This is a genomic window from Micromonospora sp. NPDC051227 (assembly GCF_044455385.1).
Lineage (GTDB): Bacteria > Actinomycetota > Actinomycetes > Mycobacteriales > Micromonosporaceae > Micromonospora.
Genome location: NZ_JBITET010000003.1, coordinates 165,163 through 185,250 on the forward strand (window position 1 = coordinate 165,163; position 20,088 = coordinate 185,250).

23 protein-coding genes are annotated in these 20,088 nt (G+C 71.3%); 10 read left to right on the forward strand and 13 right to left on the reverse strand.

Features of this window, described 5'->3' with window-relative positions; translation table 11 throughout:
* Nucleotides 1–18 precede the first annotated feature (18 nt).
* The 6 genes from ACIA47_RS08720 to paaA form a co-directional block, all read right to left on the reverse strand.
* Nucleotides 19–420, reverse strand: a complete 402-nt coding sequence (locus ACIA47_RS08720; protein ID WP_396706618.1) for a hypothetical protein — start codon at nucleotides 418–420, stop codon at nucleotides 19–21.
* On the reverse strand, nucleotides 417–1,526 hold the full coding sequence (gene paaE / locus ACIA47_RS08725; protein WP_396706620.1) for a 1,2-phenylacetyl-CoA epoxidase subunit PaaE: 1,110 nt from the start codon (nucleotides 1,524–1,526) through the stop codon (nucleotides 417–419). Before paaE ends, ACIA47_RS08720 begins: the two co-directional genes overlap by 4 nt.
* On the reverse strand, nucleotides 1,523–2,044 hold the full coding sequence (paaD, locus tag ACIA47_RS08730; protein WP_396706623.1) for a 1,2-phenylacetyl-CoA epoxidase subunit PaaD: 522 nt from the start codon (nucleotides 2,042–2,044) through the stop codon (nucleotides 1,523–1,525). Before paaD ends, paaE begins: the two co-directional genes overlap by 4 nt.
* The gene (gene paaC / locus ACIA47_RS08735; RefSeq protein ID WP_396706626.1) at nucleotides 2,041–2,766 is read right to left on the reverse strand and encodes a 1,2-phenylacetyl-CoA epoxidase subunit PaaC; all 726 of its coding nucleotides are present in this window, start codon (nucleotides 2,764–2,766) and stop codon (nucleotides 2,041–2,043) included. Before paaC ends, paaD begins: the two co-directional genes overlap by 4 nt.
* 115 nt (nucleotides 2,767–2,881) lie before the next feature.
* Nucleotides 2,882–3,166, reverse strand: a complete 285-nt coding sequence (gene paaB, locus ACIA47_RS08740) for a 1,2-phenylacetyl-CoA epoxidase subunit PaaB (protein WP_091395615.1) — start codon at nucleotides 3,164–3,166, stop codon at nucleotides 2,882–2,884.
* Nucleotides 3,163–4,239: a 1,2-phenylacetyl-CoA epoxidase subunit PaaA gene (gene paaA / locus ACIA47_RS08745; RefSeq protein ID WP_112585670.1), complete on the reverse strand. Its 1,077-nt coding sequence runs from the start codon at nucleotides 4,237–4,239 to the stop codon at nucleotides 3,163–3,165. Before paaA ends, paaB begins: the two co-directional genes overlap by 4 nt.
* 371 nt (nucleotides 4,240–4,610) lie before the next feature.
* Between paaA and ACIA47_RS08750 the strand changes: the two genes are divergently transcribed.
* Together ACIA47_RS08750 and ACIA47_RS08755 are read left to right on the forward strand one after the other, a co-directional pair.
* Complete coding sequence (locus ACIA47_RS08750; RefSeq protein ID WP_396706631.1) at nucleotides 4,611–5,597, forward strand: hypothetical protein; 987 nt, start codon at nucleotides 4,611–4,613, stop codon at nucleotides 5,595–5,597.
* Nucleotides 5,597–6,559 carry a hypothetical protein gene (locus tag ACIA47_RS08755; RefSeq protein ID WP_396706633.1) on the forward strand — a complete coding sequence of 321 codons (963 nt, stop codon included), beginning with the start codon at nucleotides 5,597–5,599 and terminating at the stop codon, nucleotides 6,557–6,559. Before ACIA47_RS08750 ends, ACIA47_RS08755 begins: the two co-directional genes overlap by 1 nt.
* 101 nt (nucleotides 6,560–6,660) lie before the next feature.
* Here ACIA47_RS08755 and ACIA47_RS08760 read toward each other — a convergent pair whose 3' ends face one another.
* The 3 genes from ACIA47_RS08760 to ACIA47_RS08770 are packed head-to-tail and all read right to left on the reverse strand — an operon-like array spanning nucleotide 6,661 to nucleotide 9,911.
* Nucleotides 6,661–7,512, reverse strand: a complete 852-nt coding sequence (locus tag ACIA47_RS08760) for a menaquinone biosynthetic enzyme MqnA/MqnD family protein (RefSeq protein ID WP_396706635.1) — start codon at nucleotides 7,510–7,512, stop codon at nucleotides 6,661–6,663.
* Nucleotides 7,464–8,930, reverse strand: a complete 1,467-nt coding sequence (locus tag ACIA47_RS08765) for an MFS transporter (protein WP_396706637.1) — start codon at nucleotides 8,928–8,930, stop codon at nucleotides 7,464–7,466. The genes ACIA47_RS08760 and ACIA47_RS08765 overlap by 49 nt, the downstream gene beginning before the upstream one ends.
* Before the next feature lie 42 nt (nucleotides 8,931–8,972).
* Nucleotides 8,973–9,911, reverse strand: a complete 939-nt coding sequence (locus ACIA47_RS08770) for a winged helix-turn-helix domain-containing protein (RefSeq protein WP_396706639.1) — start codon at nucleotides 9,909–9,911, stop codon at nucleotides 8,973–8,975.
* A 132-nt stretch (nucleotides 9,912–10,043) separates the two neighbouring features.
* Here ACIA47_RS08770 and ACIA47_RS08775 point away from each other — a divergent pair, with 132 nt between their 5' ends.
* The 3 genes from ACIA47_RS08775 (at nucleotide 10,044) to ACIA47_RS08785 (ending at nucleotide 14,175) form a co-directional block, all read left to right on the forward strand.
* Nucleotides 10,044–11,294, forward strand: coding sequence for a DUF222 domain-containing protein (locus ACIA47_RS08775; protein WP_396706641.1), 1,251 nt, complete (start codon nucleotides 10,044–10,046; stop codon nucleotides 11,292–11,294).
* On the forward strand, nucleotides 11,294–11,665 hold the full coding sequence (locus ACIA47_RS08780) for a hypothetical protein (protein WP_396706643.1): 372 nt from the start codon (nucleotides 11,294–11,296) through the stop codon (nucleotides 11,663–11,665). Before ACIA47_RS08775 ends, ACIA47_RS08780 begins: the two co-directional genes overlap by 1 nt.
* 239 nt (nucleotides 11,666–11,904) lie before the next feature.
* The gene (locus ACIA47_RS08785) at nucleotides 11,905–14,175 is read left to right on the forward strand and encodes a HelD family protein (protein ID WP_396706645.1); all 2,271 of its coding nucleotides are present in this window, start codon (nucleotides 11,905–11,907) and stop codon (nucleotides 14,173–14,175) included.
* Here ACIA47_RS08785 and ACIA47_RS08790 read toward each other — a convergent pair.
* The 4 genes from ACIA47_RS08790 to ACIA47_RS08805 are packed head-to-tail and all read right to left on the reverse strand — an operon-like array spanning nucleotide 14,164 to nucleotide 16,447.
* Nucleotides 14,164–14,775, reverse strand: coding sequence for a hypothetical protein (locus ACIA47_RS08790; RefSeq protein ID WP_396706647.1), 612 nt, complete (start codon nucleotides 14,773–14,775; stop codon nucleotides 14,164–14,166). The two genes, ACIA47_RS08785 and ACIA47_RS08790, sit on opposite strands and share 12 nt — an antisense overlap.
* Complete coding sequence (locus ACIA47_RS08795; protein ID WP_203124388.1) at nucleotides 14,775–15,119, reverse strand: YbaB/EbfC family nucleoid-associated protein; 345 nt, start codon at nucleotides 15,117–15,119, stop codon at nucleotides 14,775–14,777. The genes ACIA47_RS08790 and ACIA47_RS08795 overlap by 1 nt, the downstream gene beginning before the upstream one ends.
* A 9-nt stretch (nucleotides 15,120–15,128) precedes the next feature.
* Entirely contained in the window at nucleotides 15,129–16,055 is a 927-nt protein-coding gene (locus ACIA47_RS08800; protein WP_396706649.1) for a WXG100 family type VII secretion target, read from the reverse strand.
* A complete protein-coding gene (locus ACIA47_RS08805) occupies nucleotides 16,052–16,447 on the reverse strand; it encodes a type VII secretion target (protein WP_203124392.1) in 396 nt (131 codons plus the stop codon). The genes ACIA47_RS08800 and ACIA47_RS08805 overlap by 4 nt, the downstream gene beginning before the upstream one ends.
* A 135-nt stretch (nucleotides 16,448–16,582) precedes the next feature.
* Between ACIA47_RS08805 and ACIA47_RS08810 the strand changes: the two genes are divergently transcribed.
* The 5 genes from ACIA47_RS08810 to ACIA47_RS08830 all read left to right on the forward strand — a co-directional run bounded on the left by ACIA47_RS08810 (nucleotide 16,583) and on the right by ACIA47_RS08830 (nucleotide 20,080).
* A complete protein-coding gene (locus ACIA47_RS08810) occupies nucleotides 16,583–17,227 on the forward strand; it encodes a transporter (RefSeq protein ID WP_396706652.1) in 645 nt (214 codons plus the stop codon).
* Complete coding sequence (locus tag ACIA47_RS08815; RefSeq protein ID WP_203124396.1) at nucleotides 17,224–17,535, forward strand: transcriptional regulator; 312 nt, start codon at nucleotides 17,224–17,226, stop codon at nucleotides 17,533–17,535. The genes ACIA47_RS08810 and ACIA47_RS08815 overlap by 4 nt, the downstream gene beginning before the upstream one ends.
* Entirely contained in the window at nucleotides 17,532–18,473 is a 942-nt protein-coding gene (locus ACIA47_RS08820) for an ABC transporter ATP-binding protein (RefSeq protein ID WP_396706654.1), read from the forward strand. Before ACIA47_RS08815 ends, ACIA47_RS08820 begins: the two co-directional genes overlap by 4 nt.
* Nucleotides 18,474–18,483: 10 nt before the next feature.
* Complete coding sequence (locus ACIA47_RS08825; protein ID WP_203124398.1) at nucleotides 18,484–19,221, forward strand: ABC transporter permease; 738 nt, start codon at nucleotides 18,484–18,486, stop codon at nucleotides 19,219–19,221.
* 94 nt (nucleotides 19,222–19,315) lie between these two features.
* The gene (locus ACIA47_RS08830; protein ID WP_396706656.1) at nucleotides 19,316–20,080 is read left to right on the forward strand and encodes a VOC family protein; all 765 of its coding nucleotides are present in this window, start codon (nucleotides 19,316–19,318) and stop codon (nucleotides 20,078–20,080) included.
* The last annotated feature ends 8 nt before the right edge of the window (nucleotides 20,081–20,088 follow it).

Genomic DNA, 20,088 nt, shown 5'->3' on the forward strand with positions numbered 1-20,088 from the left:
CACGTCCCACAGCCGCCGTCAGCTCTCGCGTACCTCGACGTGGATGCCGTAGGTGTCCCGCAGCTCCGCCGCGAACTCCGGCCCCGCCCACGCCGGCACGTACGCCTGCCACCACGACTGCTCGGAGCCCCACGGCATCGGCTGCTCGGAGAGCACCGCCCGGAACCGCTCGTCCGCCGCCTCCGTCCGCTCCCGGACCCACCCCATCTGCGGAAAGCCGAACAACCGTTCGTCGGTCAGCACCCTCTCGATGGCTTCCCGGATGCTGAGGTCGAACCAGTACTCGTCGAGGTTGTCGTGATAGCCCTCCGCACAGAACTCGACGAACTGCTCCCACCCCTCCACGTAGCTGGTCGGACGCCGCCCACCGGTGACCTCGGCGAACCGCTCGACGAACTCCCTGTCGTTCGGCGTCGTCATGCGTCGTAGTCGACAGTGAGCTTGTCAGTGGTCGGGCTGGACTGGCACGTCAGCACGTAGCCGGCGGCCAGCTCGTCGGGCTCCAACGCGTAGTTGCGGGCCATCGTGACCGCGCCGTCGACGACCTTCGCCTTGCAGGTCGAGCAGACGCCACCCTTGCAGGCGTACGGCAGCTCACCGCGCACCTTCAGCGCGGCGTCCAGCACCCGTTCCTCGCGACCCATGGTGAAGCTCGACGACCGGCCGTCCAGCACGATGGTCACCTCGGCCCCGGCGCCCGCCTGGTCGACGGGTCGGCGCACCGGCTCCGGTGGCGTGTCGACGTGGAACAGCTCGGTGTGCACCGCCGACTCGGGCAGCCCGCGTGCGGTCAGCACGTCCCGGACGTCGACCACCATGCCGTACGGGCCGCAGAGGAACCACTCCTCGATCAGGTCGCCCGGCACGATGGTGCCCAGCAACCGGCCCAGCCGCTCGGCGTCGATCCGACCGGAGAGCAGCGGCGACTCGCCCTGTTCCCGGGAGAGGACGTGCACCAGGTGCAGCCGGGTGGGGTGACGGTCCTTCAGGTCGGCCAACTCCTCGGCGAACATCACCGTGTTCGCCGTGCGGTTGCCGTACACCAGTGTGAAGGTGCTGGCCGGCTCGACGGCCAGGGCGGTCGCGACCAGCCCGAGCACCGGCGTGATGCCGGAGCCGGCGACGACCGCGCCGTAGTGCCGCACCCGGTCCGGCGCGAACGCCGTGGTGAAGGTGCCCAGCGGCGGCAGCACCTCGACGGTGTCGCCACCGCGCAGCGCCCCGCAGGCGAACGCCGAGAAGGCGCCGCCGGGGATCTCCCGCACCCCGATCCGCAACCGGCCGTGCCGGGCCAGGTCCTCCGGGGTGGAGCAGATCGAGTACGACCGGCGCACGTCCGTGCCGTCCTCCGCAGCTCGCCGCACGGTGAGGTGCTGGCCGGCGCGGAACGCGAAAGCCTCCCGCAGTTCCTCGGGTACGGCGAAGGTGACCGCCACGGAGTCGTCGGTGAGCCGGTCGACGGCGGCGACGGACAACGGGTGGAAGACCGGCCGGCGGCGAACCGGGCGGGTGATGGTGACAGTCACAGCGCCTTCAGGTGGTCGAAGGGTTCGGAGCAGGAACGGCACCGCCACAGCGCCTTGCACGTTGTGGAGCCGAACCGGCTGACCTGCTCGGTCTCCGGTGAACCGCACTGCGGGCACCGGACCGCGAGCGTCAGCGACACGACGCCGGCGGTGGGCACCGGGGCCGGCGGGGCGATCCCGGCGGCGGCGAGCTTGGCCCGCCCAGCCTCGGAGATCCAGTCGGTGCTCCACGGTGGGCTGTAGACGGTCTGGACCTCCGCGTCCGGGTGGCCGGCAGCGGTGAGCGCGCGGCGGATGTCGGCCCGGATCACGTCCATCGCCGGGCAGCCGGTGTAGGTCGGGGTGATGGTGACGGTGACCCGGCCGCTGGCCGGATCCTCCTCGACCGCCCGCAGGATGCCCAGCTCGTCGATGGTGATGACCCGGATCTCCGGGTCCACCACGCTCGCGGCGGCTTCCCGTGCGCTCGCCCTGCCGGTGCCGTTCGCGGTCGTGGGGCTCGCGCTCCTCGCGCTCACCACTTCGCTCCGGGGTGGGCGCGGTGCAGCACCTGCATCTCGGCGAGCAGATAGGCCAGGTGCTCGGTGTGCACACCGGCCCGCCCACCGGCCGGGGCCCAGGCACTGTCCGGCTGGGTGAGCGTCGCCTCGGCCAGCACCGGGCCGACGACCTCGTCGAACGCCGGCCGCAGGGTGGCCGGGTCGACCGGCGCCGCCGGGTCCGCGGCGAACAACTCGTGGGTGTACGGCCACACCTGGTCGACGGCCGCCTGCATCCGACGATGCGACTCCTCAGTGCCGTCACCGAGCCGCTTCACCCACAGCGCGCCATGGTCCAGGTGGTACGCCGACTCCTTGCGCGCCTTGGCGCCGATCGCGGCCAACCGCTCGTCCGCGCATCCGGCCAGCGCCGTGTACAACGGCAGTTGGTACGCCGCCAGGAAGAACAGCTTCGCCATCGTCACCGCGAAGTCGTCGTTGGGCAGCTCGACCACTAGCGCGTTGCGGAACTGGCGGTCGTCGCGCAGGTACGCCAGCGCGTCCTCGTCGCGGCCGGCGCCCTCCAGCTCGCCCGCGTACGACAGCAGCAGGCGCGCAGCGCCGAGCTGGTCGAGGGCGATGTTGGCCAGCGCGATGTCCTCTTCCATCTCCGGCGCGCGGGTGGTCCACTCGGCCAGCCGCTGGGCCGCGATCAACGCGTCGTCGGCGAGAGCGAGGGTGAAGTCGAAGGGTCCGTTCACGCCGTCACCTCGCTGCGCTGACTGGTTCGTTCGCTCCGCGCAACCACCTCGCTTCGCTCGGCGGTGGCGCGGAGCGCCCCGCTGCTGAGCTGACTGGTTCGCTCGCTCCGCTCGCTCACAGGTGGGCCACCCCGTCCGGCACCTCGTAGAAGGTGGGATGGCGGTAGACCTTGTCGGCGGCCGGGTCGAAGAAGGCGTCCTTCTCGTCCGGGCTGGACGCGGTGATCGCACCGGCCGGCACCACCCAGATCGACACGCCCTCCTGGCGACGGGTGTAGAGGTCGCGGGCGTTGCGCAGGGCAAGCTCGGCGTCGGGGGCGTGCAGGCTGCCGACGTGCGTGTGCGACAGCCCGCGCCGAGCCCGGACGAAGACCTCCCAGAGCGGGGTGTGTTGCGTCATGCTGCGACCGTCTCCTTCTGTCCCGCCCGCTTCGCGGCGTATGCCGCGGCGGCCTCGCGTACCCAGGTGCCGTCGGCGTGCGCGGCCCGGCGGTGGGCCATCCGCTCCCGGTTGCACGGCCCGTTGCCGGAGATCACCTGCATCAGCTCGTCATAGTCCGGCTGGGTGTAGTCGTACGCCTGCCGCTCGTCGTTCCAGCGCAGGTCCGCGTCGGGGATGCGCAGCCCGAGGATCTCGGCCTGCTGGACGCACATGTCGACGAAGCGTTGGCGCAGATCGTCGTTCGAGAAGCGCTTGATCTTCCAGGCCATCGACTGGGCGGAGTGCGTGGAGTCGCCGTCCGGCGGACCGAACATGGCCAGCGACGGGTACCACCAGCGGTCCACCGCGTCCTGGGCCATCGCCTGCTGCGCGGGGGTGCCGTGCGCCAGGGTGTGCAGGATCTCGTAGCCCTGCCGCTGGTGGAACGACTCCTCCTTGCAGACCCGGATCATCGCGCGGGCGTACGGGCCGTACGAGCAGCGGCAGAGCGGGACCTGGTTGACGATCGCCGCGCCGTCCACCAACCACCCGATGGCGCCCACGTCGGCCCAGCTGAGGGTGGGGTAGTTGAAGATCGAGCTGTACTTCTGGCGTCCGTCGAGCAGCAGTTGGACCAGCTCGTCGCGGCTGATGCCGAGGGTCTCGGCGGCGGCGTAGAGGTAGAGGCCGTGACCCGCCTCGTCCTGCACCTTGGCCAGCAGGATCGCCTTGCGCTTGAGCGACGGCGCCCGACTGATCCAGTTGCCCTCCGGCTGCATGCCGATGATCTCGGAGTGGGCGTGCTGGGCGATCTGCCGGATCAGCGTCCGCCGGTACGCGTCGGGCATCCAGTCGCGGGGCTCGATCTTCTGCTCGGCGTCGACCACCTCGGCGAAGTACGCCGCCAGGTCCTCGTCCGGCGCGGGCCCGCCACGCCGCCCGCGCGCCGCCGCTGCCCGCAGCTCGGCCTCGGCGGCCTCGACCTCGCCCAGCAGGCCGCCGGGCGCCTCGTCGGTGGCGCCGTCCGGGGCGGAGAAGTCGTTGCCATACATGAGGCTAAGTGTTACAGCTTGCGCCACGTTGCACCAGGGGGTGTAACAGGAATCCGTGCATCCCATCGGTGAGCGGATGAGTGCTTTGCGCTACTTGGACATCGCCATATCGCCGTGACCTAGGCCACGAAACAAAGGTGAATCCCTGCAAAAACCTCATACCGGCCCCATATCCCGCCTTTATCGCAGGTTGCCTAGTGTCGAACCCTGGCGGTCTGCCGGTCCGGACGTAGACTTCTGCCGGACAACCGATCGGCTGCCGACATCGACATCTCCACAGAGGCCACCTCCCCCGGCCTCGGCGATCGCACCCGATTCGTCCCGACGACAAGCCGGTCCCCCCGGCCCTGACACCTGGAGTTCACCCACTCATGCGATCTCGCGTGACCCTGGTGCTCGCCATCACGGCGGTCGTGCTCGGCGGCGTCCTGCTGGTCCCCACCGCGTACGCCCGGCTCGCCAGTGACGGCGGCGGAGGCGGCGGAGGCGGTACGTCGAGCGTCGCCGCGCCCGCGCCCACCCCACCACCGCCGCCCACCCTGGCGGCCGGCCCGGTGTCGGTGAGCTTCAAGGGTGAGTTCTTCTCGTGGGCTCTGCTGGACCGGAAGACGGGCAAGATCTCCGGGTCGCCGAACATGACAGCGACCAGCTCCACCGAATCGATGATCAAGGCGTGGATCGTCTCCGACTACCTGCGGCAGCTCGGCGACAAGGAGCCGCCCGCAGCGATGAAGGAGATGGCTCGACTCGCCATCGTCGACAGCAACGACGGAGCGGCCAACAAGGTCCACGCCGCTGCGGGTGGCTCCTACAAGCCTTCGACGAGCAGCATTCCCGACGCGGTGATCCAGCGGGCGATCAAGATCTGCGGGCTGACCGACACCAAGCGCGGCAACGTCAAGCCGTACACCGGCTACTGGAGCTTCACCCGGATGTCCCCCCGCGACGCGGCCCGGGTCGGCGACTGCATCGCCGACGGTAAGGCCGCCGGCCCGAAATGGACCAAGTGGGTGTTGGACCAGATGAGCAAGGTCAAGGGCACCACCGCGGCCAAGGACCAGCGGGTCTCGTCCGGTGGAGGCCGCTGGGGGATCATCGACGGTCTGCCCAAGTCGATCACCGCTCAGGGGCCGGTCAGCATCAAGAACGGCTGGACCCCCATCTACGACGACGGCAACTGGCACGTCAACTGCCTCGCCGTCACCAGCAAATGGAGTCTCGCGGTGATGCTGCGCTACCCGATCAGGACCGGTCTGGACTACGGCGCGAAGGTCTGCGCCAGTGTGGCCACCCAACTGGTCACCCCGCAGCCGGGCGCCGCTCTCAAGGTGCCGCAGCAGCCGGTCGGAAAGCTCTGATGGCCGGCAACCGTCGGGGCGACCGCCGCAACGGCGGCGAGGCCTCCCCGATTCGGCTGATCGCCGTCGCGGTCATCCTGATCGGGCTGGTCCTGGTGTCGCTGCGGCTGCTGCCCGGCTCGCCGTTCGAGTCGTCCGCCGCGGCCAAGTGGGGCGACGCGGGCTCCGGCACCAACGACCGCCCCACTGGCGCCGGCACCGACCGCAGCGCCCGCCAGCCGTCCGCACCGTCACCGAGCCCCAGCCCGTCGCTGGAGCCGCTGCCCTTCGTGGCCAAGAACCTCGATCTGGACATCGAGGGCTGGTATTCCTGGAGCGTCCTCGACCGTCGAACCGGAAAGATCATCGGTTCGAAGAACATGGGCGAGACCAGCACGACCGCCTCGATGATCAAGGCCTGGATCGTGGCCGACTACCTGCGTCGCGCCGCCGACGCCGGCCAGACCCCGAGCGACGCCAAGCTCGCCGACGCGACACGGATCATCCGGGACAGCGACAACACCCGGGCCGAACAGTTCTACAACCAGGTCGACCGGGACGCCTCGATCAAGCGGCTCATCTCGATGTGCAAGCTGACCGACAGCAGCGTCGCCCCCGACGGCGGCTGGAGCCGGACGGCGCTCTCCCCCCGGGACACCGCCCGCATGGGCAACTGCATCGTCACCGGCACCGCCGCCGGGCCGAAGTGGACCAAGTGGCTGCTCAACGAGATGAAGCTTGTTCGCGGTGCCGGCGACTTCGGTATCCGCAAGGCCTTCCCGGCGGCCGAGCAGAAGAAAATCGCCATCAAGAACGGGTGGATCGACCGGACCAGGGAGCAGGAGATGCACATCAACTGCCTGGCCATCGGTGACACCTGGACGATGGGCGTGATGGTCAAGTACCCGATAAACATGGGCTACGACTACGGCATGAAGAACTGCGAGAAGATCACCGAGGCACTGCTCCGCCCCGGCACCTGAGCCCTCAGGCTGACGCCGCTCTGACCCGAGGTTTTGGCGGGCCTGGATCGTGCCGGCCCGGCACACTGACGGGCCCGGCACACCGACGGGCCCGGCGGCGGTCAGCCGGCGAAGAACTCCGGGCCGCCTTCCGGCAGCGCCGGGGCCTCGCCGATAGCCGCGGCCCGTCGGGCCCACTCGCGCAGCCCGGCGACCTGCCGGTCGCCAAGGGAGAAGTCGAGGGTCCGGAAGTACGTGGCCAGCGTCGCCGCGTCGAAGGTCTCCCAGCGGGCAGCCGCCTCGGCGACCTGGTCCAACTCCGCCAGGCAGAGATCCCGCGAGCGCAGGAAGGCCTCGTGCACCTCCTTCACCAGGCCCGGGTGGGCGGCGGCGAAGTCGCGGCGGACCGCCCAGACGGCGAAGACCATCGGCAGCCCGGTCCACTCCCGCCACGCCTGCCCGAGGTCGGTGACCGTGAGGCCCTTCTGCGGTGCCTCGTAGTACGCCCGCAGCGCCACGTCCCCGATCAGCACGGCGGCGTCAGCTTCCAGCAGCATCTGGGTCAGATCCGGCGGGCAGCGGAAGTACTCGGGCCGCACGTTGTACTGCTCGGCGAGCAGCAGCTGAGCCAGCATGACCCCGGTCCGCGAGGTCGAGCCGAGCGCCACCCGGGCGCCGTCCAACTCGGCGAGCGGCCGGGTGGAGACCATGTTGACCGAGAGCACCGGCCCGTCGCTGCCCACCGCCAGGTCCGGCAGGAGCAGCAGCTCGTCGGCGTGCTTCAGATACTCCAACAGAGTGATCGGGCCGATGTCGAGGTCACCGGCGACCAGCGCCGCGCTCAACCGGTCCGGTGAGTCCTTGTGCAGGTCGACGTCGAGCAGGGCACCGGAGCGCATCAGACCCCAGTAGATCGGCAGGCAGTTCAGGAACTGGATGTGCCCGACCCGCGGGCGTGCGATGCGCTCAGCCATGGCCCGACCGTATCCCCGGCGGCTGGCTCCGGCTCGGCGGGCCGGCCCGGAGTGGCCAAGCCCGCACTTGACGACCGTCGTACCGCGCGGGTCACGACCGGCACGAAGACCAGCACCACCAGCAATCCGACCACACCGGCACCGGCGATCAGCGGCCGAGGAGGGACGACCGCGAGCAACGCCCCGCCGAGCAGAAAGCCCGCCATCGAGCCACCCTGCACCGCCGCGCCGTAGCTGGCGTACGCCCGGGCACGCATCGCCTCCGGTGCCCGCCGAGCGGTGAGCAGGTTGGCGAAGACGTTCTCGCCACCGTTGGCCGCACCACCCACCAGCCAGAGCGGCACCAACACACCTGCCGCCGGCACCGTCGACGCGAGCAACACCATCAGGCTGCACACGGCCAGAGTGGCCAGCACCCCGCGTACCAACCCGGCGTCGTCGTCGAGATTCCTGGCAAGTCGTACGGCGAGCCAGGTCCCCGGCAGCATGCCGGCCATCCATGCGGCACTGACCAGGCCGTACGTGGTCGCCGAACCCTCCAACGTCTCCCGGATGAAGAAGACCTCGATCACGTTGATGCCGCCGATCGCCGCGATCACCACGGCAGTGCTCACCACCATGACGAGCATCAACGGATCGCGGCGCAGCCGCCAGCCAAGTTCCGTACCCCCGGGGGTTGCCACGCCGCCCGAGACGGCCGAGCCGTTCGCGGCGGCGGCCGGACTGGCGGCGGCCTCGCTGCCCACTGCGGTTTGGCTGGCGGCGGCCTCGCTGCCCACTGCGGTTTGGCTGGCGGCGGCCTCGCTGCCCAGGGCGGCCTCGCTGCTCACGGTGGCGGGCGGCCGGCCGCCGCGTCGGGTCCGCAGCAGCAGGCCCGCGACCACGAGCGCCAGGTAGGTCGCGGCATCGAGAAGCAGCGGTACGCGGGTGCCGAACTGCCCCACCAGCAGGCCGGCCAGCACCGGGCCGCCGAGCGCACCGAGCGAGACGGCGGTCTGGCTGATCGCGCTGGCTCGCGGCAGGTCGGCCGGGCGGACCATCGCCGGCAGCAACGCGGCGAGGCAGGGTTGTGTCACCGCGAGCCCGCAGGCCAGCAGGGCGACGAGCCCTACCACCAGGACCGGGTGCTCGACGACGGCGAGGAGCGCGCAGATTGCGGCCTGCCCGAACCCGATGGTCACCAGCAGGGTACGGCTGTCCGTCCGGTCGGCGAGTCGGCCTGCGAGTGGGGCGAGTACCACCAGGGGCAGGGTCGCGGCCAGCAGCAGCCCCGACACGGCCAGCCCGCCGGCACCGGCCCCCTGTAGCGCCAGCGCCAGCGCGGTCGCGGCGAGGAAGTCGCCACAGATCGTGGTGCCTCGGGCGGTGGCGGCGAGCCAGACGTCCGACCAGCGCGACTCGTCAGTTGTGAAGGACATACTTCGAAAATAATCCTTCACAACTGATTCATGCAAGCCTGGCTATGTCAGCGGGACCGCCCGGTACTGCACCGCAACCGTGCGCGCCCCCGGCGGTGGGTCACCCTGCCGCCGCCGCGGCTGATACGGCCGGAGCAGCGCCAGCACCGCCTCGTTCAACTCGGCCAACTCGTCGGCGGTGAGCAGCAACAGCGTGTCGGTGAACAGGGCCGTGTCGTACCACTCGGCCGGCTCGTCCCCGGCGCGCCGCAACCAGTCCCGGGTCCGCTCCATGGCCCGGACCGCATGCGCCTCCACCAGCGCCTGCTCGGCCGCACGCGCCTCAGGCCCGGCATCACGCCCCGCCTCGACCAGCACGCTCACACTCGGCACACGCCACAGCCGCTCGCGCGCATCCCCCCGGCTCGGCGCCTGCTCGACCAGGCCGAACTTCGCCAGCGCCCGCAGGTGGTAACTGGTTGCGCTCGGCGACAGTCCGACGATCTCGGCACACTCGGTGGCAGTCCCGCCACTCTCGCGACTGTTCAGGTACTCCATGATCGCGATCCGGGCCGGATGGGCCATCGCCCGCATCACCTGGGGGTCGCTGATCGTCATACGGCGCGAATCGGAGCGGGCCTCGGTCATAGGCCCATGATCCCGGCAGGCCCGCCAACCTGCCATCACCCCCGCGTCCCGCTCAGGCCACCGCGCGTCGGCCACTGCTTTTACCGACGGCAGCGAGCGGGCGAATTTGACGGCGGGCACGGCTTGGCTGGGTGGCCTGAATGGCGAGCGCGGCGGCGCGGCGCGGCGGCGCGGCTTGGCGGCGGCCAGCGCGGTTTGGCAGCGCGGCGGCCAGAGCGGCTCAGCGGCGAGCGCGGCTTCCGGCGTGGCGAGCGCCGCTTCCGGCGTGGCGAGCGCCGCTTCCGGCGCGGCTTCACGACGCGGCGAGCGCGGCTTCGCGGGCGGCTTCGGCGGCCGCGCAAGCCGGCGCGGCAAGCGGGCAGCGGGCAGCGGGCAGCGGGCAGCGGGCAGCGGGCAGCGGGCAGCTCACGATGATCGACGAAGGTTAGTTCCGCTAATTGATCAAGACGAATAGAAAGTGTCGTACACCAGTTCTATTCTGCTTTTATGTTGGAGGTGTTGGCGCAGGTGGGCGGGGCAGTTGACGACTGCGCCGAGACCACGCTCTGGGCGCTCTCCGATGACGATTTGCTTGCTTCTCTCGACGCGACTCAGGTGTTGGCGCAGCGGTTGGCCGCCGTTCAGCTCGGTCTGGTCCGCGAGTTGGACGGTCGCGGGGTGGCGGTGGCCCAGGGCGCCTCGTCCACTGCCGTCTGGCTTCGGGAGCGGCTGCGGCTCTCGGGTCGCAGCGCCCGCCAGCTGGTCCAGCTCGCCGCCACCATCGACGCCGCCCCGCCAGCGGTGCGCGACGCGCTGCTCAGCGGTGCCATGACCGTCGAGCAGGGTCGGGTGGTGGCCGAGACGATCGCCGCCCTCCCGGTCGAAGCCGGTCCCAAGGTGGCGGACAAGGCCACCCAACTACTGGTCGCCTGGGCCGACCGTTTCGATCCGACAAGCCTGAGCCGGCTCGGGGAGCGCGTCCTCGCGCACGTCGCCCCGGAGTTGGCCGACGAGGCCGAGTTGAAGGCTCTGGAGCGGGCCACCGAGCGGGCCGAGGCCCGCCGGCACGTCACGCTCTCCGAGCAACGAAACGGCCAGGTACGCCTCAGCGGCAACCTCGACACCGAAACCGCGAGCCTGCTGCGCGAGGCGATCGATCCGCTCTGCGCCCCAGCCGGTGAGCATGATGACCGCAGTCCTGGTCAACGCCGCGCCGACGCGTTGGGTGAGATCTGCCGACTGGCGCTACGCACCGGTCAGCTGCCCGACAACGGCGGCGACCGTCCTCAGCTGGTGGTGACCGTTTCGCTGGAGGAACTGGTCAACGGCGTACGCGCCGGAACACTGGAAACCGGCACGCCTCTCACCCCCGGCGCGGTCCGCCGCCTGGCCTGCGATGCGGGCGTGCTGCCGGTCGTGCTGGACGGCAACAGTCAGGTCCTGGACGTCGGCCGGCAGCGTCGGCTCTTCACCGGCCCGTTGCGGCGCGCGCTGGTCCTGCGGGACGGCGGTTGCGCCTTCCCTGGTTGTGATCGACCGCCGAGATGGTGCGACGGTCACCACATCCGACACTGGTCCGACGGTGGGGTGACGGCGCTGGGCAATGCGGTGCTGCTCTGCGGCTACCACCACCGTTTCATCCACCGCGGCGACTGGACGGTCCGTCTCGCGGCGGACGGTCGACCTGAATTCCTCCCGCCCAGCTGGCTCGACCCGCTGCGCACCCCGCGGCGCAACCTCTACCACCTGCGCTGCTGATGCCGCCCACCACGCCCACTCCGCCCGCGACCGCACCTTGCGACCGCCACCGCGACCGGCACCGCGACCGGCACCGCGACCGCGACCTCAACCTCAACGGCACCGGCACCCCGATCGCGACCGGCACCGCCACCCCGACCGCGACCGCGACCGCCACCGGCACCGCGACAGGCACCGCGACCGGCACCGGCACCGCGACAGGCACCGCCACCGCGACCGCCACCGCGACAACCCTGCTGTCCCTGCCGCACCAAGCCGCGCCTCCCGGTGATCGACTCGGCTTCCTGGAAACCGGGGCGTCGCATCGGCCCAGACACCGCGACTTCCTGAAAGCCGAGTCGATCACCGGCGTCGCGGCGGTCGCGGCATGAGAAAGTACGGCGCGAGGCGGGGCGTGATCGCCCAGCGACACCCGGGCGGGCAACACGCCGTCTCGGATGGGTGGTCGCGTCGGTAATTCGCTGGATGCGTCGGGTTGGGGAGCGTAAGGTGGCAGGCCGCTTGACGGCCAAGGTGAGCTGCACCGGAACGGACGTCTTCGCGCCGGGCGGCCGGCCATCCGCCCCCGGACACGCGAGCGCGCAGCAGATGTGAACGATGGGACGTCAGCATGCCCGCACTTGACCTCGACACCCAGCTCGACACCGACACCGACACCGACACCGACAGCGACCTCGACCTCGACGCGGACCTGGCCGCCGAACGCGCACACCTCACCACCTCGCGGGCGGCGCTGGGTCGGATGCGGGAGCGGGCCGAGTCTCTCTTCGCCACCGGTGACCAGGTGGCCGGCGACGCGTACGCGGCCGAGACGCTCGGCCGTACCCTGGCCCGCCGGGTCGCCGAGCTGGCCGACGACCCGACCACTCCGCTCTTCTTCGGCCGCCTCGACTTCGCCGACGCCCCGAACAACAGCACCACCGACAGCAGGACCACGAACAACGGGACCGTCGAGGGCAGGATCACCGACAACGGGACTACGGACAACGGCACCACGAGCAACGGCACCACGAGCAACGGCACCGCGAGCGACAGGCTTACAGCCAGCGGGCCCACCAACGACCCGACCGCGCCCGACGCCAGCGGCGATCATCACGGTCGGCGGTATCACGTGGGGCGGCGGCATGTCACCGATGAGCGTGGCGAGCCGTTGGTACTGGACTGGCGGGCGCCGGTCTCCCGCTCGTTCTACCGGGCCAGCGTGCGGGATCCGCAGGGGGTGGCGGTTCGGCGGCGGTTCGGGTTCAGCAATGGTGTGCTGACCAGCTTCGAGGATGAGCGGCTGGATCGGGGCGAAGAGCTCGGTACGACCAGTCGGATCCTCACCGCCGAGATCGAGCGTCCGCGCGTCGGGCCGATGCGGGACATCGTCGCCACGATCCAGCCGGAGCAGGACGAACTGGTCCGGGCTGACCTCGCTGACTCGATCTGTGTGCAGGGCGCGCCGGGTACGGGGAAGACGGCGGTGGGTCTGCACCGGGCCGCGTACCTGCTCTATCTGCACCGGGAGCGGTTGCGGCGGGCGGGTGTGCTGATCGTCGGGCCGAACCGGGCGTTCCTGTCGTACATCGCGGCGGTGCTGCCGGCGCTCGGTGAGGTCGAGGTCGAGCAGGCCACGGTGGAGGAGTTGATCTCCCGGGTGGCGGTTCGGGCGGTCGAGGCGCCGGCGGTGGCCGCGCTCAAACACGACGTACGGATGGCGAGCGTGCTGCGGCGCGCGGTGCAGGGGCAGATCGGCACCCCAACCGACTCGATCACCGTGTCGGACGGCTCGTTCCGCTGGCGGATCGGGGTGGAGCCGTTGCACCGGATCGTCGAGGAGACCCGACGGGAGGGGCTGCCGTACGGCACGGGTCGGGATCGTGTCCAGGCGCGGGTGGTGAGCCTGCTGCAACGGCAGGCCGAGGCGCGGCGCGCGGAGTCGCCCAGCGATGCCTGGCTGCGCCGGATGGGCCGCTGCCGGCCGGTGCTCGACTTCCTGGACGCGGTCTGGCCGGCGCTCACCCCGGAAGGGCTGGTGCACGGCCTGTTCTCCGACCCGACCCGGCTCGCCGCCGCGGCGGACGGCCTGCTCAGCGACGCCGAGCAGGCGCAGCTGACCTGGGCGAAGCCGGCCCGCACGCCGAAGGCGACCCGCTGGACCGCTGCCGACGCGGTGCTGATCGACGAGGCGACCGGGCTGCTGGAACGGCTCTCCGGGTTCGGGCACGTGGTGGTGGACGAGGCGCAGGACCTCTCCCCGATGCAGTGCCGGGCCATCGCCCGGCGCAGCGAGCACGGCTCGGTCACGCTCCTCGGTGACCTCGCCCAGGGCACCGCGCCGTGGGCGGCGACGGACTGGAGGGAATCCCTCGCCCATCTGGGCAAGCCGAACGCGGTGGTGGTTCCGTTGACCGTCGGTTTCCGGGTGCCCGCCGCAGTCGTCGCATTCGCGAACCTGCTGCTCCCGGCGCTCGCGGTGAACGTACCGCCGGCCGAGTCGCTGCGCCATGACGGCGGCCTGGACGTGCGTAAGGTGACCGACCTGACCTCGGCGACGGTGGCCGAGGTGCGCGCGGCGCTCGCGCACGACGGCTCGGTCGGGGTGATCGCCGCGGACGACGCGGTCGAGGGCCTGCGCGCGGCGCTGGCCGAGGCCGGTGTGCAGACCGCGACCGCCGATGACGTGGCGGCCGCGGCGCGGGTCACAGTGGTGCCGGCGACGCTGGTCAAGGGCCTTGAGTACGACCATGTGGTGGTGGTCGAGCCGGCCGCGATCGTCGCGGCCGAGCCGCGCGGGCTGCACCGGCTGTACGTGGTGCTCACCCGGGCGGTGTCCCGGCTGGCGGTGCTGCACGTTGCGCCGCTGCCCGCACCGCTCGTCGACGGGTCAGCCGGCTGACAGGGCGGTCGCGATCTCCCGCAGCGGGCGGCCCGAGTCGGCCAGCGGCACGTGGAACGACAGCCACGACCCGTCGGCGAAGTCGATCCGCAGCCGCTTCCAGTTCAACCGGTACCTGCCGAACCGGGCGGTGACGGCCGTGCGCGGGACGGACCCGAGCAGTTCGATGTCGGCCTGGGCCCGTTCGTCCGCCGCCGAGTTGGAGAGCAGCCCGACGGGTGCTGTCGCGCCGAGCAGCAGCCGCTGGTCGGTGACCGCCAGCACGAGGGTCCGGAGGCCCGTGCCCTTCGTCGCCACGGTCAGGGCATGGTGCAGCACGGACGCTTGGGAACCTGCCTCGCCTCGACCTCCGACACCGAAGAAGAGCCAGTCGACGGCGTTGTCCGCCCGACCGAAGGTGACGTTCGGTGACAGCACGTTGAGCAGGGCGCCCAGGAAGCCCGGCCCACCCGTGGCGGGTGGCGTCGATGGCTGCGGGGGCGGGGCCGGGGTCAGCCCGCCGCCCGCTCGCACCTGGGCCACCGCGCGAACCTGCTCCCCGGCCGGCAACAGTCGGGTGATCCCGTCGACGTACCGTGCCTGGCTCTCGTCGGCCGTCATCAGCGCCCCTCGTGGTCGGCGGACCGGCGCGGATCGCCGCCTGGGTCGCCGATGACCTCACCGACCAGCTCCCGGACCTGGGCCGCGGCGGCCTCCTGCGCCCGGTTGGCGGCTGCGGTGAACTCCTCGGCCAGGCTGTAGGAGTCCAGTCGCATCGCCCGCGCGTTCAGCTCGGTAGAAATGATCTTGCCGTCGGCCGCGGCGGTCACCCGCACCAGGCCGGAGTCGCTCACGCCCTCGGCGCTGGTCTGCTCCAACTCCGCCATCCGGTCGGCGAGTTGCCGCTGCCATCCGTCCAGGTTGCGAGCCAGCGCCTCGATTCGGTCCAGGGCGGGGAAGGTCATGGCTACCTCTCAGTTCACGATGGAGTCGAAGACATTCTGCACACCCACTGTGTACGGGCCCAGGTCTTCGCTGTACGTGCCGTCCACCAGGTAGTTGCGGTCCTTCTGCCCGTCGGAGATGTCGTGCAGGCCCACGCCGGTGTCCAGCAGGGCACCGCCGAAACCGGGGATGTTGACCGGCGAGACCTGGTTGATGACGAACTTGCCCGGAAAGAGAGTCTTGAACTTCTCGACCTGGAAGGCACGCCCCTCGGGCGTCCAGCCGCCCTTGCTGAGCAGCTTGTACTGCTTCTTCCGCTGCTTGAGCTCCATGACGGTGTCCGCGTACCTGCGGAGCTGCCCGGCCACCTTGCCCAACCGGGCGGCGAGGCGGGTGAGCACCTCGGCGAACCGGGCGACGATCTTCACCATCCGACCCACGGTGGTGGCCAGCCGGGCCAGCACCCGGACCACAGTGGCTGCCAACGAGACGCCGGCGCTCAGTGCCGCGGCCACCGCCGCGATGATCACCTCGGTGAGGAACCAGAGCAGGAACTCGAGGATCAGCTCGACCAGCAGATTGAACGCGTCCACCGCCGCGTTCGCGGCCTCGACCAGCACGTCCTTGGTGCCGTCGAGCCCCTGGGCCAGCTCCTCGATCGCCGCCTCCACCGACTCCATCGAGGCATGGAAGCTCTCGGCGGCGTCGCCTGTCCAGGCGCCGCGCAACCGGGCCCGGTCGGCGATCTGGTCACCGGCGATGTCCCGTACCGCCGCGCCGGTGTCCAGGCAGAGCTGCGCGGCCCGCATCAGGTCGTCCGGTTCGCCGGCGACCAGCTCCAGCAGCTGCTCGAACGGCCAGAGCACCGCGTTGGAGAGCGGCTTGAAGGGTTCGGGCGTGCCCGAGACGATCTGCTCGAAGTAGGTCTTGTTGCGCTGCAACGCCTCGGTGCTCACGCCGGCACCGAACCGTTCGAAGCGCCGGTGCCACCCGACCAGGGGCCGGGCGCGATGACGTCGGGAGCCGGCGGCCGGCCGGGCACGAAGAGATCGGTGTTGGCCACGTCGGTGCCGCTGTAGGCGGCGGCGGTGTCGGTGAGCCCCTCGGCGATGTCCGCCATCATCTCGGCGCCGTCGGCCAGCCCTTGCAGGCACGCCTCGAACTGCTCGGCGTACGTCGCCGCGAGGTTGAAGGACGCCGGCATCACCCCGAAGGCGTGCCGTGGCACGTGCCCGTCGCCGAAGGCGCGGTGCAGCTCGCGGAAACGGGCCGCCCGATCCTTGGACCCGGCGGCGAACGCCGTCAGAGCCTCCGGCTGGACCTCCAACTCATTGCTCGGGCTTGACACGAACCCTCCCCTGTGGCCTGTGCGACCGATCAGTCGCCACGACTGACCACCATAGGCACTGCTCGCCGCATTCGGGTGGTCCCGTCGGTGATGACGGGGTCACCCGGTTCGACTTTGTTCCGTAAAGTAGTTTGCGTGGACCCCGACGATGATTCACCACCCACCGACGCCGCGGCGGCGCTCCGGCTGATCCAGGACCAGCGGTCGGCGACGGCACGCCGGCTCGATCCCGACGCCCGCCTGGTCTACTGGCCGTGGGGTGTCGCCTGGCTGGTCGGCTTCGGCCTGTTCTTCCTGCGGTTCCCCCCGGGTGAGCGGGCGCTGGTCCACCTGCCGAGCTGGCTGCCGCTGACCGTCCTCTTCATACTGCTCGCGGCCGCCGGAGCGACCCAGGCGGTGGTCAGCGTGCGGGCCTACGGCCAGGTGACCGGCGACTCCGCCCGTCGTGGGCAGTGGTACGGGTACGCCTGGGCCCTCGGTTCGGTGAGCGTCTACGCGGGGCTCGGACGGATCTCCGAACACCTGCCGCACGACCTGGCGGCGCTGCTCTGGTCGGCGACCGCCGTCGGGCTGACCGGCGCGCTGCACATGGCCGGCGGGGCGGTCTGGCTGGACCAGGACCTGTTCCGCCTCGGCGTCTGGATCAGCGTGATCAACCTGGTCGGGGCGTTCGCCGGGCCGGGCTGGCACCCTCTCGTCGTGGCGGTGGCCGGCGGTGGCGGAATGCTGGTGGCCGGCGCGCTCGCCCGGCGCCGACAACGACAGCGACAGCAGTCGTGACCGAGCTGGATCCGGTCATCCACGCGCAGGCCCGGCTGCGGGTGGTCGCCACCCTCTCCGCTCTCAACGTCGGCGACAAGATCGCGTTCCCCCGCCTACAGGAGCTGCTCGCGATGACCGCCGGCAACCTCTCGGTGCACCTGCGCAGACTCGAGGACGCCGGCTACGTGGAGATCAGCAAGACCCACCGTGGACGCACCCCGACGACCCTGGTCGGGCTCAGCCGGCGAGGCCGGCTGGCGTTCGAGGAGTACACCGAAGCGATCCGCGCACTGCTCGACCCCACCCCGTCGAAGGAGCAGCCATGACCCTCGCCCGCGCCGAACAGGCCAGCCGCCGGTACGGCGACGTCCTCGCCCTCGACCGTGTCGACCTGGAGGTCCGGGCCGGTGAGCTGGTCGGCCTGCTCGGGCCGAACGGCGCCGGCAAGAGCACCCTGATGAACCTGCTGGTGGGCCTGCGCCGTCCCAGCTCCGGGCGGGTCGAGTTGAACGGTCGCGACCCCCGCGACCCGGCGAGCCGGCGGCAGATCGGGGTCACCCCGCAGGAAACCGGTCTGCCCGGCACGCTGCGCATCGGCGAGGTCGTCGACTTCGTCGCCGCGCACTACCCCGACCCGGTGCCCCGGGCGGAGCTGCTCGACCGCTTCGGCCTCGCCGACCTCGCCCGACGGCAGACCGGTGGGCTATCCGGCGGGCAACGCCGCCGGCTGGCGGTGGCGTTGGCATTCGTCGGCCGACCCCGGTTGGTGCTGCTCGACGAACCGACCACGGGCCTGGACGTGGCCGCCCGGCACACCCTGTGGGAAGCGATCCGGGCCTTCCACGCCGACGGTGGCACCGTGCTGTTGAGCAGCCACTACCTGGAGGAGGTGGAGGCGCTCGCGCACCGGGTGGTGGTCATCGGGCAGGGCCGGGTGCTCGCCGACGACACAGTGGACGCGGTGCGCGGCATCGTTGGCGTACGCCGGGTCAGCCTCGTCGCCGACCACCTGCCCGACCTGCCCGGGGTGGTGCGCACCGAACGGGTCGACGGTCGGCTGCACCTGCTCACCACCGACGCCGACGAACTGGTTCGCGCGCTGGTCACGGCCGGAACGGCCTTCACCGACCTGGAGGTACGACCCACCTCGCTGGAGGAGGCCTTCCTCGCCATCACCAGCGGCGACGCGCCTAACGGGGACGCGCCCGCCGACGCCGACCGAGCCACCGCTGCCGCTGCCGGCGGCCGACCCACCACCGTCTGAGGAGGCCACCGTGCAGCTCGCCCTGGTCCACGCCCGCTACCAACTCCTGGAGATCATCCGGATTCCCGTGGCCGTCGTCGGCAGCGCCTTCTTCCCGGCCGCCGCCATGATCTTCTTCGTGGTGCCGTTCGCCGGCGAGGACTCGGCCGGCGCCACCTTCGCCACCGCGTCGATGGTCACCTTCTCGGTGATGAGCGCCAACATCTTCCAGTACGGCGTCGGTGTCGCCGAAGACCGCGACCAGCCCTGGAACCCGTACACCCGGACCTTGCCGGCCGGACCCGCGCCCCGGTTCGCGGGCCGCGTGCTGGCCGGCCTGGCGCTGACCTACCTCTCGCTGATCCCGGTCGTGGTGATCGGCGCGACGCTGACCGCGGCCCAGATCACCCCGGCGGCGTTCCTGCTGACCGTCGGCACCGTGGCCGTCATCTCGGTGCCGTTCACGCTGATGGGCCTCGCGATCGGCTACTCGCTGCCCAGCAAGGCGGCGATCGTCGTGGCGCAGGTCGTCTTCCTGCCGCTCGCGTTCGGCGGCGGCCTGCTCTCCGCGCCGGGTGAAGCACCCGGGTTCATCGAGACGATCGCGCCTTTCCTGCCCACCCGGGGCGCGGCCGAGCTGATGTGGTCGGCGGTCGGCGACTACCGCGTCGACCCGCTGGCGATGATCATGCTCGGCGTCTGGGTGGTGCTGCTCGCGGCGCTCGCCGGCTGGGCGTACCGGCGGGACGAGGGTCGCCGGTTCAGCTGACGATTCGTCCGTTTCCGCCCCAAGCCGCGGCGGGACGGTGCCAGGATTCCGGCAGGGGGTCGCCGTGGCCGCCCCGGCCGAGAGGGGTCTTGACGTGAGCACCGTCCCGCCGGGTACGCCCTGCTGGGCCGACCTGGCCACCCCGGACCTGACCGACGCGCGGCGTTTCTACCCGGAGCTGTTCGGGTGGACCGGCCAGGTCACCCCGGAGCCCGAGGCGGGCGGCTACACGGTCTTCCTGCTCGACGGCAAGCCGGTGGCCGGCGCCGGCCCGCCCGCGATACCGGACCAGATTCCGATCTGGTCGACGTACCTCGCCACCGACGACGCCGAGCTGGTCGCCGGCCGGGTCGAACGGGCCGGCGGGCAGGTCGTCGTACCCCCGTTCGAGGTCTTCGACAGGGGCTGGATGGCGGTCTTCGCCGACCCGGCCGGCGCCACGTTCAGCGTCTGGCAGCCGCTGGCCATGGCCGGTGCCGAGGTGTTCAACGTGCCGGGCGCGATGAGCTGGAACGAGCTGGTCACCCCCGATCCCGAGGGCGCGAAGGTCTTCTACGAGCTGGTGTTCGGCTGGCAGCCCGACGACCAGGCGGTGGGCGCCATGACGTACACCGGGTGGCGGCTCGGGACGCAGATCGTCGCCGGGATGATGCCGCCGCTGGCCGCCGACTTCCCGGCCGACCTGCCCGCGTACTGGACGGTGTACTTCGCGGTGGCCGACGCGGACGCCGCCGCGGCCCGCGCCTCCGAACTGGGCGGAACGATCCTGGTCCCGCCCCGCGACATCCCGGCGGGCCGCTTCGCCGCCCTCCGCGACCCCCAGGGTGCCCTCTTCTCCGTCATCGACCTGGGCCCCTGACCCAGCGT